The following is a 16,667-nucleotide window of genomic DNA, read 5'->3' as shown; positions in this document are numbered from 1 at the left end:
TAGCGCGGCGCACGCGAAGTAGAATGTGGCAATTATGGCCGCCAAACCGACAAACTTTGCAGAGGACACGTTCACGGACCCGCAGCGGATCCGGAACTTCTGCATCATCGCGCACATCGACCACGGCAAGTCCACACTGGCAGACCGCATCCTGCAGCTGTCCAACGTGGTCGACGAGCGCGAGATGCGCGACCAGTACCTGGACAACATGGACATCGAGCGCGAGCGCGGCATCACCATCAAGGCGCAAAACGTACGCCTGCCGTGGGTGCCGAAAACCGGCGACCACGTGGGCGAGCAGATGGTGCTGCAAATGATCGACACCCCAGGCCACGTGGACTTCTCCTACGAGGTCGCACGCAGCTTGGACGCGTGCGAAGGGGCAATTCTGCTTGTCGACGCAGCCCAAGGGATCGAGGCCCAAACTTTGGCCAACCTCTACATGGCCATCGACAACGACCTCGAGATCATCCCGGTGCTGAACAAGATCGACCTGCCGGCGGCGGACCCGGAGAAGTACGCGCTTGAGATTGCCAACATCATCGGCTGCGAGCCCGAGGACGTGCTGCGCGTTTCCGGCAAGACGGGCGAGGGCGTACCGGAGCTCCTGGACCGCGTGGTGGACCTGATTCCTTCTCCATCCTCCCCGTCGGGCGCGTCAGCGACCGACGCGGATGCCCCGGCGCGAGCGCTGATTTTCGACTCGGTCTACGACACCTACCGCGGCGTGGTCACTTACGTGCGCATGATGGACGGCAAGCTCGAGCCGAACCAAAAAGTGCTGATGATGAACACGGGCAAGACGCTCGAGATCTTAGAGATCGGCGTGGTCTCGCCCACGATGAAGAAGACGAAGGGCCTCGGCCCCGGCGAGGTGGGCTACCTCATCACCGGCGTCAAGGACGTGCGCGACACCCGCGTCGGCGACACCGTCACTTGGGCCTCCAAGGGTGCTTCGGAGCCGCTGGAGGGCTTCGAGGAGGTCAAGCCCATGGTCTACTCGGGCCTGTTCCCGGTCTCGCAGGAAGACTTCCCGGCGCTGCGCGAAAGCCTGGAAAAGCTGCAGCTTAACGACGCATCACTGACCTGGGAACCAGAAACCTCCGTCGCCCTCGGATTCGGGTTCCGCTGCGGCTTTTTGGGGCTGCTGCACATGGAGATCACCCGTACTCGCCTGGAGCGCGAGTTCGACCTGGACCTCATCTCCACCGCGCCGTCCGTGACCTACCGCGTGGTGGCCGAAGACGGCACCGAGCAGATCGTGCACAACCCGTCGGACTGGCCCGGCGGCAAGATCCCCGAGGTCTACGAGCCGATTGTGAACATGACCATCATCGTGCCCCAGGAATTTGTGGGCGCAACGATGGAGCTGTGCCAGTCCAAGCGCGGCCAGATGAAGAACATGGAGTACCTCTCCGAGGACCGCGTGGAGCTGCGCTACATCATGCCGCTGGGCGAGATCATCTTCGATTTCTTCGACATGCTGAAGTCCCGCACCAAGGGCTACGCCTCGTTGAACTACGAAGAGGCGGGCGAGCAGCTCGCCGACCTGGTCAAGGTGGATATCCTGCTGCAGGGCGAGCCGGTGGACGCGTTCTCCGCGATCGTGCACCGGGACTCCGCGCAGTGGTACGGCAACAAGATGACCAAAAAGCTTAAGGAGCTCATCCCGCGCCAGCAGTTCGAGGTGCCGGTCCAGGCCGCGATCGGCTCGAAGATCATCGCCCGCGAAAACATCCGGGCGCTGCGCAAGGACGTGCTGTCCAAGTGTTACGGCGGCGACATCTCCCGCAAACGCAAGCTGCTGGAGAAGCAGAAAGCCGGTAAGAAGCGCATGAAGAACATCGGCTCGGTCACCGTGCCCCAGGAGGCATTCGTGGCGGCTCTGTCCACGGACGGCGAGGAGTAGGTCCTTCTCCCGCTCCCCAATGACGGATGCTGCATCGGCGATGTAACATCTGTCATTTTGCCCAGGTGGCGACTGGAGCACATGCAACATCCGTCATCGCCGGTCATCCGGCACTCCTAATCGCTTGCGCAGCTCCGACTCGACTACCTGGACGCACATCTGCATGCTCTTCGACCCCGCGCGCGGTACCGTCCAGCCGTGAAGCATCGACGTGAGATTGATCGTGGTGTCTAGCTGGCGTTGTTCGTGCTCCCAGTGGTGGCGGCCGTCGAACATAATTCCCAGCTTCAGGTCTGGAATAGCGAAATCGAACGTGGTGACCACCCTCCCGCCCACCACCAGGGGATATTGCTCCACCAGCAGCACGTCGTACTTCTTCGCTACCGGCTGAAGGAGGAGACGCAGCTCTGTCTCTTTCGGGGAGTCTGCGGTCGCGCGGGACAGTTGTATAACCTTTGTCATCCATCGTTGGTTCAGCTGGCCCGTTGTCGCGTTGTTCACCTCAGTTACCTGCAGGTTCAGGTATCGTCGCACACAGTCGACCAGCTGCACCGCTCTCACGACCTCAGCTTGCACGCCCGGCACCGGCTCTGTTTGCCAGGAGTGTTCGCCCCGGCGTATCTGCTGCAGTGCCTGGGCTGTAGCCCGCGCGGGCGTGGCCACACGGATGGGAACGCCCCGGTGTGTGAGCGTCCATGTCTCTGTGTGAGGTGCTCTCAGCCTGGAGATTGCCGGGGCGAACGCTGAAGCCGGCGAGCAGCGACCTATGGGGGCGCGCAGCGTCGTGTCTGCACCCTCCACCAAAAACGGTAAGCCGTAGAGTGCCAACGCGGAGAACCCGCAAACTACGCTTCCGGGACGCTCGTAGGCGTGGACCACTGCCCGCACGGCCGCCGGGACATCGTAGCGTTCGCTGCGCGGGTGGTGCCTCGCCGCAAGATTCACGGTCCAACGATCCCGCCCGTATGACTCATGAACGAACCGTGCGTCGCTGATCCGCAGATAGGTCCGTCCACGCTCGAGTTGCGACGCGTTCACTATTACCGGCGAAAATTCGATTTCCATTCCGTCGTGCATAGGTATACGACGCAGCGAAAACTCCTGCAGTTCCTACAATCTCCGCATGCGCGAAATTGAGATCACCCGTGGAGGCTTCACCGTGTTCGCCCGCGTTGTCGGCGACCCCGACGCCCGGGCACTGCTGTACCTCCAAGGCGGGCCAGGCTTTCCGGCGCCGCGGGAGCGCTTCGAGTGGATGAACGTGGCGCTTGCCCGCGGATACCAGGTGGTGCTGCTGGACCAGCGCGGAACGGGCCGCTCCACGAGGATTGATGCTGCAACGCCGGAGCTCATCACGGTCGATGTGCTCACCCGCCTGCGTGCCGACGAGATCGTCGCCGACGCCGAGGCGGTGCGCGAGGAGTTGGGGCTGGACCAGTGGGATGTGCTGGGTCAGTCGTTCGGCGGGTTCTGCCTGCTGCACTACCTTGCCGTACGCCCGGAGAGGGTGGGCAGGGCGTTGTTTACCGGAGGGTTGGCGTCGATAAGCACAGGCCCCGAGGACGTGTACCGGGCGACGTTTGCGAAGCTGAAGCGCCGCCACCTGCAGTTCAACGAGCAGTACCCCGCGGCCGAGCGGATGGTGCGCGAGGTGTGCCGCCACCTCGAGGTGGGAGAGGAATTCTTGCCCACCGGCGAGCGGCTCAGCGCGAGACGGCTGCGCACGGTGGGCATCGAGCTGGGCCGCGAAGGTGGTTTCGAGTCGCTCGCGCGGCTGTTTGAGGCGCCGTTCCACGCCAACGGCAGGCTGCGCACCGACTTCCTGGCGGCGGTGGGGGATCGCGTGAGTTTTGCCAAGGGTCCGCTGTACGCCGCGGTGCACGAATCCATCTACGGCGGCACGGCGCCGGGGGCGACGGCGTGGGCGGCCGAGCGGGTGTCCGCTGAGCTGGACGGCTTTGCGCCCGATGCGAGCCCCGATGATGCGGAGTTCTACCTAACCGGCGAGCACATCTTCCCGTTCCAATTCGCCGAAGACCCGGCGCTGCGCCCATTTTCGGCCGCCGCCGATGCGCTGGCGCAGAAGGACGACTGGTCAAATCTCTACGCGGGCTTGGCCGGCGGCCACGACGCGTACGCGGCGGTCTACACCGACGACATCTTCGTTCCGCGCGAGCTGTCGCTAGAGACCGCGTCGCACATCGGCGCGCAGGTTTTTGAGACGGACAGGTTCCAGCACGACGGGCTGCGCCGCCATGGCAAGGCGGTGCTGGGCCGCCTGCTGGACATGGCGGGGATTTAGACCGACGGCAGCGTATCAGCCGCGGACGGGTACGACGGCTGCGCGCCGGGCCGTGTGACGGAAAACGCGCCGACGCGGCAGGCGAAGCGGGCGGCGTCCATCATTGAGTCGCCAGCCAAGATGCGGTGGCAGAACGCGCCGGCGAACGCGTCGCCCGCGCCGACGGTGTCCACGGCATCCACGTTGGGCGATTCGATGTGGGTCAGCTCGCCGCCGGAAGCGACCAGCGCACCGGCCGAGCCGAGCGTGAGCACAACGGAGGCGAACCCGGCGTCCAGTAGGCGGCGGGCGAGCTCCTCCGGGGTGCCTGCGCCGTCCAACCCGAGCTGCTGTAGCACGAGGCCAGCCTCGTGCTCGTTCGCCATCAGCGGATCGGCTCGCAGGAGTGCCTCGCGCGGCACGTCCACAACGGGTGCGAGGTTGACCACGACGCGGCCACGCGCCAACTCCACGGCACGAGCGAAGCCGTCGGCAGGGATTTCGCCCTGCAGCAGTACCAGCTCGGCGGCCTCGATCGCCGCGGCGTGCCGCTGCACAAGCTCGGCGCCCACCAGCGCGTTCGCCCCCGGCACCACGAGCACGGTGTTCTCGCCGCCAGCGGCCACGGTGATCACGGCCAGGCCCGTGACGTCCGCCACGTCTTCCACGTGGGCAAGGTCCACGCCGGCGTCGCGCAGCAGCGCTGTGGCGGGCTCGGCGTTCGCGTCGGCGCCGACTGCGCCCACCAGCACCACCGGGGTGCCGAGCTTGGCGGCGGCGGCGGCTTGGTTGGCGCCTTTGCCGCCGGCGGTGATCCCGCCGCCGGAGCCCATGAGGGTCTCACCCGGGGTGGGGTGGCGCCCCACGTTGACGGTCAGGTCGGCGTTGATGGATCCTACGACGCACAAACTCATGGGCGCCAACTTACAGCCCCTACAGCACAGCCTCGAGCAACTGTCGTGTGTACGGGTGCTGCGGCGCCGCCCAAATCTCCTCGGTCGTACCGCGCTCGACGATGCGCCCGTGCTGCATCACCGCCACAGTGGGGCACAGCTCGCGCGCAACCCGCAGGTCGTGGGTGACAAAGATCAAGGTGTTGGTCCCGACCGTGTCGCGCAGCAGGTCCAGGACGTGGTCTTGGATGGTGGCGTCGAGGGCGGAGACGGGCTCGTCGGCAAGCAAAATGCCCGGGCGCGGGGCGGCGGCGCGCGCGATGGAGATGCGCTGGCGCTGCCCGCCGGAAAACTGCCGCGGCGTGCGCTCGCCGGTGCCCGCCAGGCCCACCAGCTCCAACACCTCGTCGGCGCGGGCAGCATCCACGCCGGCCTCAGCTATCGACGTCCTCACGGCCATCCGCGGATCCAGCGACGAATACGGGTCCTGAAAGACCATCTGCACCTCGCCCGCTACGCTCACGGCGCCGCTGGTCGGCTCGCGCAGCCCGGCGATGAGGTGCAGCAGCGACGTCTTGCCGGAGCCGGACCCGCCTACGATGGCGAGCCGCTCGCCCGCGCGGACGGTAAGGGTGACGTCATCGACGGCCAGGGTCTCCCCGCGCCGCAGGGACACGCCCTCGAGCGTCACCACCGGTTCGCCGAGGGGCAGGGGAGCGGCGGGCGGTCCTGGCTCGGCCGCAGCGGCCAGCGCCAGCGCGTAGTCCGAGTCGCCGGGGACGATGCGCCCGCCCTGGAACACGAGCACCCGGTCGGTCATGCGGCGCACCACCGCCAGGTCGTGGGAGATGAACAGCAGTGCCATGCCGCGCTCGCGTACGAGCTGGTCGAGCAGCTCCAGGATCTCCGCCTGCACGATGGCATCCAGCGCGGTGGTGGGCTCGTCGCAAATGAGCACGTCCGGGTTCTGCGATAGTGCCAACGCAATGAGCACGCGCTGGCGTTGCCCGCCGGATAGCTCGTGCGGGTACGCGCCCGGGCGGTCCACGCCGACCTCGCGCAACAGGTCGCGGGGCACAAGCCGGCCGATTTTTTTCAGCGGGTCCAGCGCCGTCATCGGTTCTTGGAACACCATCGCCACCGTGCTGCCGCGCACGCGCCGGCGGACGCGATCGGGGGTGCCCACCATCTCGGTGCCGTCGACGGTGATAGAGCCGGTGGCCGGCAGATCGCTCAAGCCCATGATGGAAAGCGCCGTGACGGACTTGCCCGAGCCGGATTCGCCGATAATGCCCACGCGCTCGCCCGGACCGACCGCAAACGTGATGTCGTCCAGGATGCCGGGGATGGTCAGGTGTTTAACGTCGATCATCAGCGTGTCCCAACAAGTTGAATCCCAGCACGGTCAACGCGATCGCCGCGCCCGGCCACAGCGCGAGGTGCGGAGTTGTGGCCAAGTATGGCTGGGAAGCCTGCAGCATGCGCCCCCAGGACGCGTAGGGTGCCGGCGCGCCGAGGCCCAAAAACGACAGCCCGGCCTCGGCCAATATGGCCAGCGCAACCGAAACGGAGACCTGGGTGAGCACGATCGGCCAAATGTTGGGCAACACGTGGCGCCGCGCAATCACCGGCCCGGGCACCTTGGCCACCCGCGCGGCCAAGATGTAGTCCTGCTGCATCACCTGCATGGTGCCCGCGCGGGCCACGCGCACGAACCCGGGGATGCCGGCGATGCCGATGGCCAGCACCACGATCCAGATGGACGCGCCGAACACCGCCGTAAACACGATGGCCAACAGCAGGGCGGGGAAGGCGAGCAGCAGATCCGCCCCCGCCATCACCACGCGCGAGGCCCCGCGCCGCATACCTGCCCAGATCCCCAGCGGCACGCCCACCAGCGCGGACAAGCCCACGGCACCCACCGCCACCGTGAGCGTCAGCCGCGCGCCGTCCATCACACGCGAGAGGATGTCGCGGCCGAACTGGTCCGTGCCCATCCAGTGTGCGGGAGAGGACCCGAGCAGCCGCGCGGCGACGTCCGCCTGCAACGGGTCGTACGGCGTCCACGCGAAGGACACGAGCGCCGCGACGGCCACGAGGGCGACAATCGCCGCGCCAACTGTGCGCTGCCAGCTCATGCTTGCCTCCGAATCCGCGGATCCACCACCGCGTACGCAAGGTCCACAATTAGGTTCACCACTAGGGTGAACGCGACGAGGAGCATCATCACCGTCTGCACGGTGGCCAGGTCGCGGTTGCCCACTGCGTCGAGAAGCATGGTGCCCAAGCCCGGAATGGTGAACACCCGCTCGATCACCACCGCGCCCACCACCAGCGACGCCAGCTGCACACCCGCCACCGTGATCACCGGCAGCGCCGCGTTGCGCAGCGCCGACGAGAACAGCACTGTGCCTATCGACGCACCCAAGGCCCTGCCCGTGCGGACGTAATCCCTGCCCATCTCCTCGCGCACCGCAGCAGCGACGTAGCGCGTGAGGATCGAGGCCTGCACCAGCGCAAGCGACGCCACCGGCAGTACCGCGTGCGCAGGCGTGCCCCAGCCGTTGGCCGGCAACCAGCCCAGCCGCACCGAGAAGAGCGCCACCAGCGCGATACCAACCAGAAACGACGGGACAATGATGCCCACCTGCGACAGCGCGCCCACCACCGCGCCGCCGGGGGAGTGGGAGCGCAGAGCCAGGTAGACGCCCAGCGGCACGGCCACCGCGAGGGACACCGCCATGGCCGCAAGCGTCAGCGTCAGCGACACACCTGCGCGCTCGAGCACCGTCTCCGTGATGTCTTTGCCGGAAGCCATGGAGATGCCGAAGTCACCGGTGAGCAACCCACCGACCCAGTCGGCGTACTGCACCGGCAGCGGATTGTTCAGGCCCAAGCGGGCGGTCAGCTCCGCGACGGCCTCCTCGGTGGCGGAAACGCCCAGCGCCACGCGCGCCGGGTCGCCGGGGACCGCGCGCAGGAGGACGAAGATGATCACGCTCGCCGCCGTCAGCAGCAGTACAAAGCGCAGCAGGTGTTTCACCACGGTGCGGATCATTTTTCCACCTCGTTCAACCGCAGGGAGTCGGTGACCACGTTCGGGTCAAGCCCGTGCACGCCGGGCGCGAAGAGCACGATGTTCGGGGCGTTGACCAGGGTGAGGGCCGCCGCGTCGTCCATGATCTGGTCGATCGCGCCGGCCATGTCGCCGGCGGCAATCTGCTCGCGCACCGCCGCGTTGTCGTAACCCAGGTAGTAGTCCGGGTCGGCAAACAGCATGGGCACGTCGCGCGGCTCCACGTGGGCGACAAGGGAGGACTGGTAGTCGTGGCCCTTGAGCACCTGGTTCAGCCAGACAGCGGGGAACTCCACCGTCTCTAGGCGCACGCGGAAGCCGACGTCGCGAAGCTGCGAATACAGCAACTCGCTCGCCTCCTGCGCGTACGGAAGGTTGGGCACGGTGATGGTGATGTCCGGCGTGCGGCCCGCCAGCAACTCGCGCGCCTTCTCCGGGTCGAAGGGGTAGTAGTCGCGGCCGGGGAACCACGGGTCTGTCGGCGGCACCGGCGCCCCGCCGGTATCCGTGGCGAGCCCGTTGTAAACCACCTCGTTGATGGCCTTCCGGTCCACGGCGTAAGCCACAGCGCGGCGCACGTCCGGGTCGTCGAACGGGGCGCGCTGGTTGTTCATGGAGAGCAACACCTCGCCGTTGGTGGTACCCACCTCGACGCGGATGTCCTGAGGCAGCGTCTGAATCAGCTGCGGCGCCTGCATCGCCCACACCACATCGGCGTCGCCGACTCGCAGGGCGTTGACGGCGGAGACCGGGTCGTCGAAGTAGCGGATGGCCGCGTCGCGGGCGACGGGCCCGCCCCAGTAATCGTCGCGCGCCGCAAACTGGATCCGCTCGCCCACGTCAAAGCGCTGCACGGTATACGGCCCGGTGCCCAGTGGCGCGGTGGCGAGGTCGTCCACGCCGTCCGGCGTCATCATCGCGCCGGTGAGCGTGCCCATGGACCACAGCCACGCGTCCTCGGCCGCCGTCCCGCCGTCAACGCGCACGCGCAACGTGTGTTCGTCGAGCACCTCCACGCCAGCCACGGGAGCCATCTGGGCCTTCAGGCCGTTCGTCCACTCGTCTTGCACGTAGCGGATGGAAAACGCGGCGTCGTCCGCTGTGAACGGTTTGCCGTTGGCGAAGGTGACGTCGTCGCGCAGGTGGAAGGTGAAGGTGCCGCCGTCGCGGTCCCAGCTGCGGGCGAGGAAGGGCACGGGCGTACCGGAGGCGTCGATACGCACCAGCGTTTCGTAGACGTTGCCGACCAGCGCCTGAGGCGCAGCCGCGCCGCCTGTGGTGGTGAAGTCCAACCCGGCGGGGGCTGCGGACGCCGCCACGACGACAGAATCGCGGTCGTCGGGCTGACTACATGCGGTCAGAGGAAGGGCCAAGGCGACAGCTGCCGCCAGAGTCCGGACATGCATGCTGTGAGACTACTGGATGCGCGGGCCCCATTGGAATCCGAGGGGCAGCAATCGCGGCTAGTTCCACACCTCGGCGAGGATTTCCATGGAGCGGCCCGTCTCTTCGTGGCTGCCGGCCTGCAGGGAGATCATCAGCTCGTCAGCCTGGGCGGTGGCGCGGAAGTTCTCCAGGTACTCCGCCACCTGCTCGCCGGTGCCTTCAGCGGTGTACCGCAGCATGTCGGTGATCTGACGGCCCTGGTAGGAGTTGACCACGGTGTCCAGCTGGTCGTCGCTGAGCTGCTTGCCCTGGCGGCCCATGAAGGCGCGGACGCGGTTGCGGTGCACGATGGTGGTCTGGCGCTTCGCGTCCTCTTCGGTGTCCGCGGCGGTCACGTTCACCGCGGCGATGCAGTACGGCTCCGGGTGGTTCTCGGACGGCTGGTAGTTGTCCCGGTAGTACGCGGTGGCCTGCTCTAGGTGCTGCGGCGCGAAGTGGGATGCAAAGGCGTACGGCAAGCCCAGCTGCGCAGCCAAAGACGCGCCGAACATGGAGGAGCCGAGGATGATCAGCGGCACGTTGGTGTTAAAGCCCGGCACGGCGGTCACGCCCGGCAGGGGCGAGGTGTTGGACAGCCAGGCCTGCAGCTCCTGCACGTCCTGCGGGAAGTTCTCGGCGGCGCGCGGGTCGCGCCGCAGGGCACGGCCGAGGGTCTGCTGGTCGGTGCCGGGCGCGCGGCCGAGGCCGAGGTCGATGCGGCCGGGGTAGAGCTCCTCCAGCATGCCGAACTGCTCGGCGATGACGTAGGGGGAGTGGTTGGGCAGCATGACGCCGCCGGAGCCCAAGCGGATGCGGCTCGTCTTCGCGCCGATGTGCGCGATCAGCACAGCGGGGGCGGACGAGACGATGGTGGGCATGTTGTGGTGCTCGGAGTACCAGATGCGTTCGTACCCGAGGGCTTCCGCCTGCTGGGCGAAGGCCACCGAGCGCTGCATCGCTTCGCCGATGGTCTCGTCGGGGTAGCGGGTGCAGAAATCAATAAGCGAAAGTGGGGCGTTCATGCGCCCCACCGTACGCCGTTTGCTTAGCGACGACTGCTTCGCCGATGTCAGTCCTTCGCCTGCAGAACCGGCACAGCGTCGCCCTCGGCGGACAGGTCTTCGCCCTCGACGGATTCCATCGTGCCCGGGATCATGGCAGGCTTCGGACGGGCAAAGTCGATGATCAGGCCGATGAGGAACGCGACTACGACCGGCGCGACCCAGCCCAGGCCGTCCTCGAACATCGGCGCCCACTGCACGATCGGGGTGAGCGCGTCCGCCCCCCATTCCAGCGAGATGAGCGTCTCGATGGCGGACCACACCACGGAAACCCACAGCGGGACAAAGAACGCCCAGCTGAAGCGGGTGCGTGCCCGGAAGGCCGGCTCGATGAGCGTGAGCGCGATCAGGGTGATCGCCGGCGGGTAGAGGAAGCCGATCACGGGCGCGGCGATGGTCATGACAAACTCCAGGCCCTGGGTGGCCATGATCATGGAGGCCACGGCGAAGATGACGGCCCAGACGTGGTAGGCGCCGGGGAACTGCTCGGAGAAGTACTCGGCGGTTGCGGTGATCAGGCCGACTGCGGTGGTGAGGCAGGCCAGGAGCACGATCGCGGAAAAAACGGCCTGGCCGGCGCCGCCCATGGTGAGGTTTGCGGCCTCTGCCAGCAAGCCGGCGCCGTTGTCAAAGTTGGCTGCGCCCGGCATGACGCGGCCGATGAGGCCTAGCCCGACGTAGACCAGGCCCAGCATGATGCCTGCGCCGACGCCGGCTGCGATGGTGCCGCCGACGAGTTCCTTGCCTTCGTTGAAGCCGCGGTGGCGCAGGGTAGAGATGACCACGATGGAAAACGCGAGCGCCGCGATGGAATCCATGGTGAGGTAGCCCTCGAGCAGGCCGGCAGTTAGCGGGCCGTCGTCGTACGGCGCGTTCGGGGTTGCGGGCTCGGCGGTCCAGCGGAAGGCGGCCACCGAGATCATCGCCACCAGCAGCACGAGCAGGGCGGGGGTGAGGAATTTGCCCAGCTTCTCCATGATGGTGGTCGGGTTCCAGCTCAACACCAGCGCGATGCCGAAGAACAGCACGTTGAAGATGGCGGATGCCCCGAAGGAGTCGAGACCGAACAGCGGGGTCACGGCGGTTTCAAAGGACACCGCGCCCGTGCGGGGCAAGGCGTAGAACGCGCCGATGGATAGATACGCCATGACGGGGAAGACCACGCCAAATGCGGTGCCGGCGCGCTGGGCCAGGTCGCGCAGGTTCGAGCCGGACAGCGCGATGGCGATCACGGCGAGCACCGGCAGCAGGGAGGCGGTGAGGAGGAAGCCGATCAGCGCGGGCCAGAAGTTGTCGCCCGCCTCCACGGCCAGCATGGGCGGGAAAATGAGGTTGCCCGCGCCGAAGAACATGGAAAACAGTGCAAGGGCGGTGACGATGATCGCGCTATTCGACCGCTTCGACCCCCCGCCTTTTCCCGGCGACGCCGGCTGTGAAACCGCTGTGGAACCCATTGGTAGACCTCTCTTGACAGGTTGAAATGGCCTACAGCATAAACCAGTCTATCGCCTGATGGGAACTGGGTTTCATAAAGTGAAACGTCAGAGTGTTTCGATCGCGTCACCGATGCGCCGCACCGCCTCTTCGAGGATCTCCAGGCTGGTGGCGAAGTTCATTCGCGCGCGGTGTTCTCCGCCGGGGCCGAAGTCCACCCCCTCGTTCATGGCCACCTTCGCGTGGCGGCGCAGCCACCCGGCCGGCTTTTCGGTGTCGAGCTTCGTGCCCTTGAAGTTCAGGAACATGAGATAGGTCGCCTGCGGCACCTCGATCTCGACGCCAGGCACCGCCTTGGGCAAGTTCTCCACGAGCCAGTCGCGGTTGGCCTTCAGCTGGGCGACCTCTTCGTCCAAAAACTCGCGGCCGTGGTCGTAGCAGGCCTCGGCAGCCACGATGCCGAGCGTGCCAACCCCGTCCTTCGCCACTGGGGAGACAGCGTTCCACGCCTGCACGTCCTCGTCGTTGGAGAGGATCAGCTGCGCGCATTTCAGGCCCGCTACGTTCCAGGCTTTCGACGTCGCCGTAACCGTGATGCACACGTCCGGGTTGTTCGCCGCCGCGCAGACGTGCGAGCCCTCGTAGACCAGCGGGGCGTGGATCTCGTCCACGATCACGCGGGCATCGTACCTGCGCGCCAGTGCGCAGAGCTCATCCAGCTGCGCCTCGGTGAACACGTAGCCGCCTGGGTTGAACGGGTTGGTCACGATGATGCTGCCCGCGCCGTTTTGGAATGCGGCCTCCACTTCGCCAAGATCGAGGCCCCCGGCGGAGCTGACGTCGATACGCTTCCGCCCCGCCACCTGCGCAACGTCCAGGAAGGGGAAGTAGGCGGGCACCGGCACGACGACATCGCCCTCGGTGAGGTACTGGATGGCCAGCATCACGCCGCGCACCACGTCCGCGACCGGGAAGATTTTCGCCGGGTCCGGGCGCCAGCCGTACCGCTCGGCGTAGAAGTCGGACACGGACTCGCCCAGGCGGTGCGCGTGCGGTGCGGGGGTGTAGCCGAACATCTCGCGCTCGGCGGCGTCCACGATCGCTTGCTTGACGGCAGGCGCGGTGGGGAAGTCGCTCTCCGCGATGAATAGTGGCAGGACTTCAGTGTCGAACTGTGTCCACTTCCGCGTGCCGCGGGCTTGCAGGGTTGGCAGGTCGGGGAATTGCATGGCTCCTACGGTAGCCACGCGGGGTGCTCATGCCTACTCCTCGCCGTCTTCACTCTCCGCGCCCTCGACGTGGAAGCCGAACGCCTTGAGCCGCGCCCGGTCTGCGGCGGAGGACGACGCGGTCAGGCGCAACAGCTCCGAGTAGATGCCGCCGGAGACGGCGAGCTCGTCGGGCGAGCCGATTTCGTCGACGCGTCCGTCGCGCAGCGTGATGATCGTGTCCACGCCCGCGATGGTGGACAACCGGTGCGCGATCATGATCGTGGTGCGCCCGACCATCAGCTCGTCTAGGCCAGCCTGCACGGCCCGCTCGGCCTTGGTGTCCAGAGCGGAGGTGGCCTCATCGAGGATGAGCAGCGGCGCGTCCTTCAGCATCGCGCGGGCAACGGCCACCCGCTGGCGCTGCCCGCCGGACAGGCGCAAGCCCCGCTCGCCGATGACAGTGTCGTACCCGTCGGTGAACTTCATGATGAAGTCGTGGGCGTTGGCGCGCTTGGCCACCTCCACGACCTCTTCCAGCGTCGCGTCCGGCTTGCCGTAGGCGATGTTTTCAAACACGGAGCCGGAAAACAGCGCGGCTTCCTGGAACACCACGCCTGTGGTGGCGCGCAGTTTCTCCACCTCCAGCTCGCCGATCTCCTCGCCGCACACGCGCAGCTGCCCCTGCGTGATGGGGTAGAGGCCCAGCAGCAGGTTCACAATCGTGGACTTGCCGCCGCCGGATTCGCCGACCAGGGCGATCTTCTCGCCTTCGTGGGCCGTGAAGCTGACGTTGTGGAGCACGGGCTCGCCGGGGAGGTACTCGAAGGTGACGCCGTCGAAGGCGACCACCGGCTCGCGCACGGCGAGCGGCGCATGCTGGGCGGGCTCGAGCTCCGGCATGCCCGAGGTGCGCGTCGCCGCCACCAGTTGGCGGTTTGCGGTGGGCTCCACCGGCTCGTCCATGACCTGGAAGTAGTCGCGCGAGCCGGCGATGGCGCGCTGGGCGGAGTCCACGATCCAGCTCATCATGGTCACCGGCTGGCGGGCCATGGTGACCATCTGGATCAGCATCACCATCTCGCCGACGGTGAAGTGCCCGTCCAGCGTGCGGGTGAACAGGATGAGGTAGATGGCCAGGAAAATGAGGTTCATGGCCACGCCGCGGGCGGTGTCCATGGAGTGCCACCAGCGCGACTGGGGGCGGGTGATCTCCACGGTGTTGGTGTAGTGGCGGCCGAACTTCTCCAGCTCGCGCACCTCGGCGCCGTAGGACTTGGTCACCTTCACCTGCCCCACCACCTCGGCGAAGCGCCCGTTGCCTTCGTCGATGTTGGCGTTTTTCTCCTTTTCAAACACCTGCCACCGCTTGGACGTCAGCGCGGTCAGCCACGTGTAGAGGGGAAACAGCAGGGCGAGCAGCACGGTCAGCGGCCAGTAGTAGTACGCGGTGATGCCCAAGATCGCGATCACTTGGATCAGCATGGGCAAGAAGTTGTTGGTGAAGGACTGGACGAACTGCGTCACGTTCGCAATCGAGCGGTCCAGCCGCGCGATGATCGTGCCGGTGACTTGGTTGTCGTAGTAGCGCTGCGGCAGCGCGAGCAGCTTGGCAAAGTAGCGCGTGGACAGGATCTGGCGGATGCGCGCGACCATCACGTCGCCCAAGTAGCCGGACACGTTGCGCAGCAGCGACGCGGACGCCTCGGCGGCGAACAGCGCGATGGCCAGCCAGATGACGGTGCGGGTCGGGTCGGGCAGCGAGGCGTCGCCAAGCGTTGCCACGATCGTGTCCGTCGCTTCCCTGATCAGAAACGGCGACACCAACCCCAGTCCCGCCACCAGGGAGGACACCACCACCACGGCGACGTAGTACGGCCAGAGGGCGGAAGCGCTGCGGGCGACACGCATCAAAGACTGCATAATTTCGACACACTACCCGGGCTGTACAGTGGTGCAGAACCTTCAAAAACCCGCGAGAAAACGAGGCACCCATGTCCCACCGCACCCGCCGCGCGCAAGGCGCCACGCTTGTCGCAGCAGCCCTCGCCGCCACGCTGACACTCACCGCGTGCGCGGACGACGAGGCGGCGCAGGACACGGTCAGCTCCACGCAAGTCACCGCGGCGGAGGACGCGCCGCAGGGCCAGGCCGACGACCGCATCGGCGTGCAGCGCAAGACCTTCGAGGTCGAAGAGGTCGATCCGGTGGAAAGCGACGAGACGGACGGGGAGCGCGTCGAGGACCCGGCCATGGAGCTGTCCTACAAGTGGCAGGGAACGGCCTACTCGGCGGACGGTGGCTCGATCGTCGTGGTGGCGATCACCAACGAGTCGGACGCGCCCCTGCCCGCGGACGCGTTGACGCCCACGCTGCGCTACAACGCCAACAGCAGCTCCAAGCCGGACATGAAGGACGCGGAGTTTCAGACCGACGGCGAAGATGCGGATGTCGACGTCGTGGGCCTCGACCGCCCGCTGGGCCCGGGGGCGACCGTGAACGCGAAGTACCCGTTCGATGTGTCCACCAGCGAGCTCTGGGACGCGGAGTTCACCATCGGCAACGTCACCTTCAAGGGCAACCTGAACAACTAGCGGGCGAACCGCGCGATCTCCCGGGCGTCGAGCCCATCCGCGACGCGGATGTCCACGAGGTCTGCCAGCTCGGCGTCGTCCCAAGGGTGCGGGCCAAGCGAGCCGAACACGCTCGCGTATCGACGGTAGCTTCGCTCCACCCGGCCAGGTTTGTTTTCCGCCAGCTCGTTGAGCTTCGCGCGCGTCAGCGGAGCGGACAGGAGGGCGCGCACCGCCCACTTCCGCTTGGCGTAGGGCGCGCGGGGAAAGACTGGGTCTGCCGCCCACGCGCGGCGGAACTCGCCGGCGTAGTGGTCACGCCGGCACAGCCACAGCGCCACCGCAGCGTCTGCGCCCGCGCCGGCCACGGTGACGTTGGTGGGGTCGCCGCCGAACGCCTCGATATTGCGTTGGATCCAGGAAAGGGCCACAGCCGCATCCGCCACGCCGCGAAAGTGCGCGATGGGGTCCGCAGGGAAGGGGAGGAAGCCCTCAAACCCGGTGCGGTGGGGAACGTGCACGTGCACAAAGCTGACGGTGTCCAGGTCCTGCCCGGCTGGGGCAGTCAACCACACCACCACCGGGCAATCCGCGCCGGGTCGCGCACCGAGCGGGGTGATCAGGGAGAGGGCGTTCGGGTGCGGCGCGGTGGCGTCGATACGCATGCCCTGCTCAAGCGGCACAGGGTCGTCGAACGCGCCGGCTGGCGCGAGGTAGGGCACGGACGCGAACTCGCGCACCCCGCCACGCGTGCGGCCGCGGATCGTGCCGGCCGCGCAAGTGATGTCGGTATCGCCCATGGGCAAA

At 67.0% G+C, this 16,667-nt stretch carries 14 protein-coding genes; 3 read left to right on the top strand and 11 right to left on the bottom strand.

Annotation, left to right across the window (positions count from 1 at the left end; translation table 11 throughout):
- The first annotated feature begins 34 nt into the window (after positions 1–34).
- Positions 35–1,909, top strand: coding sequence for a translation elongation factor 4 (lepA, locus tag HF989_RS06545; RefSeq protein ID WP_168685017.1), 1,875 nt, complete (start codon positions 35–37; stop codon positions 1,907–1,909).
- A 93-nt stretch (positions 1,910–2,002) separates the two neighbouring features.
- Here lepA and HF989_RS06540 read toward each other — a convergent pair whose 3' ends face one another.
- The gene (locus tag HF989_RS06540) at positions 2,003–2,371 is read right to left on the bottom strand and encodes a hypothetical protein (RefSeq protein ID WP_168685016.1); all 369 of its coding nucleotides are present in this window, start codon (positions 2,369–2,371) and stop codon (positions 2,003–2,005) included.
- Positions 2,372–3,032: 661 nt separating this feature from the next.
- Here HF989_RS06540 and HF989_RS06535 point away from each other — a divergent pair.
- Complete coding sequence (locus tag HF989_RS06535) at positions 3,033–4,211, top strand: alpha/beta fold hydrolase (RefSeq protein ID WP_210729073.1); 1,179 nt, start codon at positions 3,033–3,035, stop codon at positions 4,209–4,211.
- Here the strand turns inward: HF989_RS06535 and HF989_RS06530 are convergent.
- The 9 genes from HF989_RS06530 to HF989_RS06490 form a co-directional block, all read right to left on the bottom strand.
- Positions 4,208–5,104: a ribokinase gene (locus HF989_RS06530; RefSeq protein WP_168685014.1), complete on the bottom strand. Its 897-nt coding sequence runs from the start codon at positions 5,102–5,104 to the stop codon at positions 4,208–4,210. The two genes, HF989_RS06535 and HF989_RS06530, sit on opposite strands and share 4 nt — an antisense overlap.
- 19 nt (positions 5,105–5,123) lie before the next feature.
- Positions 5,124–6,455, bottom strand: coding sequence for an ATP-binding cassette domain-containing protein (locus HF989_RS06525; RefSeq protein ID WP_168685012.1), 1,332 nt, complete (start codon positions 6,453–6,455; stop codon positions 5,124–5,126).
- Positions 6,442–7,221, bottom strand: coding sequence for an ABC transporter permease (locus tag HF989_RS06520; RefSeq protein WP_168685010.1), 780 nt, complete (start codon positions 7,219–7,221; stop codon positions 6,442–6,444). The genes HF989_RS06525 and HF989_RS06520 overlap by 14 nt, the downstream gene beginning before the upstream one ends.
- Positions 7,218–8,141, bottom strand: a complete 924-nt coding sequence (locus HF989_RS06515; RefSeq protein WP_168685008.1) for an ABC transporter permease — start codon at positions 8,139–8,141, stop codon at positions 7,218–7,220. The genes HF989_RS06520 and HF989_RS06515 overlap by 4 nt, the downstream gene beginning before the upstream one ends.
- Complete coding sequence (locus HF989_RS06510) at positions 8,138–9,565, bottom strand: ABC transporter substrate-binding protein (RefSeq protein ID WP_168685006.1); 1,428 nt, start codon at positions 9,563–9,565, stop codon at positions 8,138–8,140. Before HF989_RS06510 ends, HF989_RS06515 begins: the two co-directional genes overlap by 4 nt.
- 57 nt (positions 9,566–9,622) lie before the next feature.
- Positions 9,623–10,606, bottom strand: coding sequence for an LLM class flavin-dependent oxidoreductase (locus HF989_RS06505; RefSeq protein WP_168685004.1), 984 nt, complete (start codon positions 10,604–10,606; stop codon positions 9,623–9,625).
- 47 nt (positions 10,607–10,653) lie between these two features.
- Complete coding sequence (brnQ, locus tag HF989_RS06500) at positions 10,654–12,099, bottom strand: branched-chain amino acid transport system II carrier protein (protein ID WP_168685002.1); 1,446 nt, start codon at positions 12,097–12,099, stop codon at positions 10,654–10,656.
- Between the two features lie 87 nt (positions 12,100–12,186).
- The gene (locus HF989_RS06495) at positions 12,187–13,308 is read right to left on the bottom strand and encodes a MalY/PatB family protein (RefSeq protein ID WP_168685000.1); all 1,122 of its coding nucleotides are present in this window, start codon (positions 13,306–13,308) and stop codon (positions 12,187–12,189) included.
- 33 nt (positions 13,309–13,341) lie between these two features.
- A complete protein-coding gene (locus tag HF989_RS06490; protein ID WP_168684998.1) occupies positions 13,342–15,210 on the bottom strand; it encodes an ABC transporter ATP-binding protein in 1,869 nt (622 codons plus the stop codon).
- Positions 15,211–15,281: 71 nt separating this feature from the next.
- Here HF989_RS06490 and HF989_RS06485 point away from each other — a divergent pair, with 71 nt between their 5' ends.
- Positions 15,282–15,881 carry a hypothetical protein gene (locus HF989_RS06485; protein WP_168684996.1) on the top strand — a complete coding sequence of 200 codons (600 nt, stop codon included), beginning with the start codon at positions 15,282–15,284 and terminating at the stop codon, positions 15,879–15,881.
- Here the strand turns inward: HF989_RS06485 and HF989_RS06480 are convergent.
- Positions 15,878–16,660 carry a carboxylesterase family protein gene (locus tag HF989_RS06480; protein ID WP_168684994.1) on the bottom strand — a complete coding sequence of 261 codons (783 nt, stop codon included), beginning with the start codon at positions 16,658–16,660 and terminating at the stop codon, positions 15,878–15,880. The genes HF989_RS06485 and HF989_RS06480 overlap by 4 nt on opposite strands.
- Positions 16,661–16,667: the final 7 nt, after the last annotated feature.

The sequence above is a fragment of the Corynebacterium mucifaciens genome (assembly GCF_012396315.1).
GTDB lineage: Bacteria > Actinomycetota > Actinomycetes > Mycobacteriales > Mycobacteriaceae > Corynebacterium > Corynebacterium mucifaciens.
The sequence above is the reverse complement of the archived record's forward strand: the minus strand, read 5'-3'. Positions and strand labels throughout refer to the sequence as shown.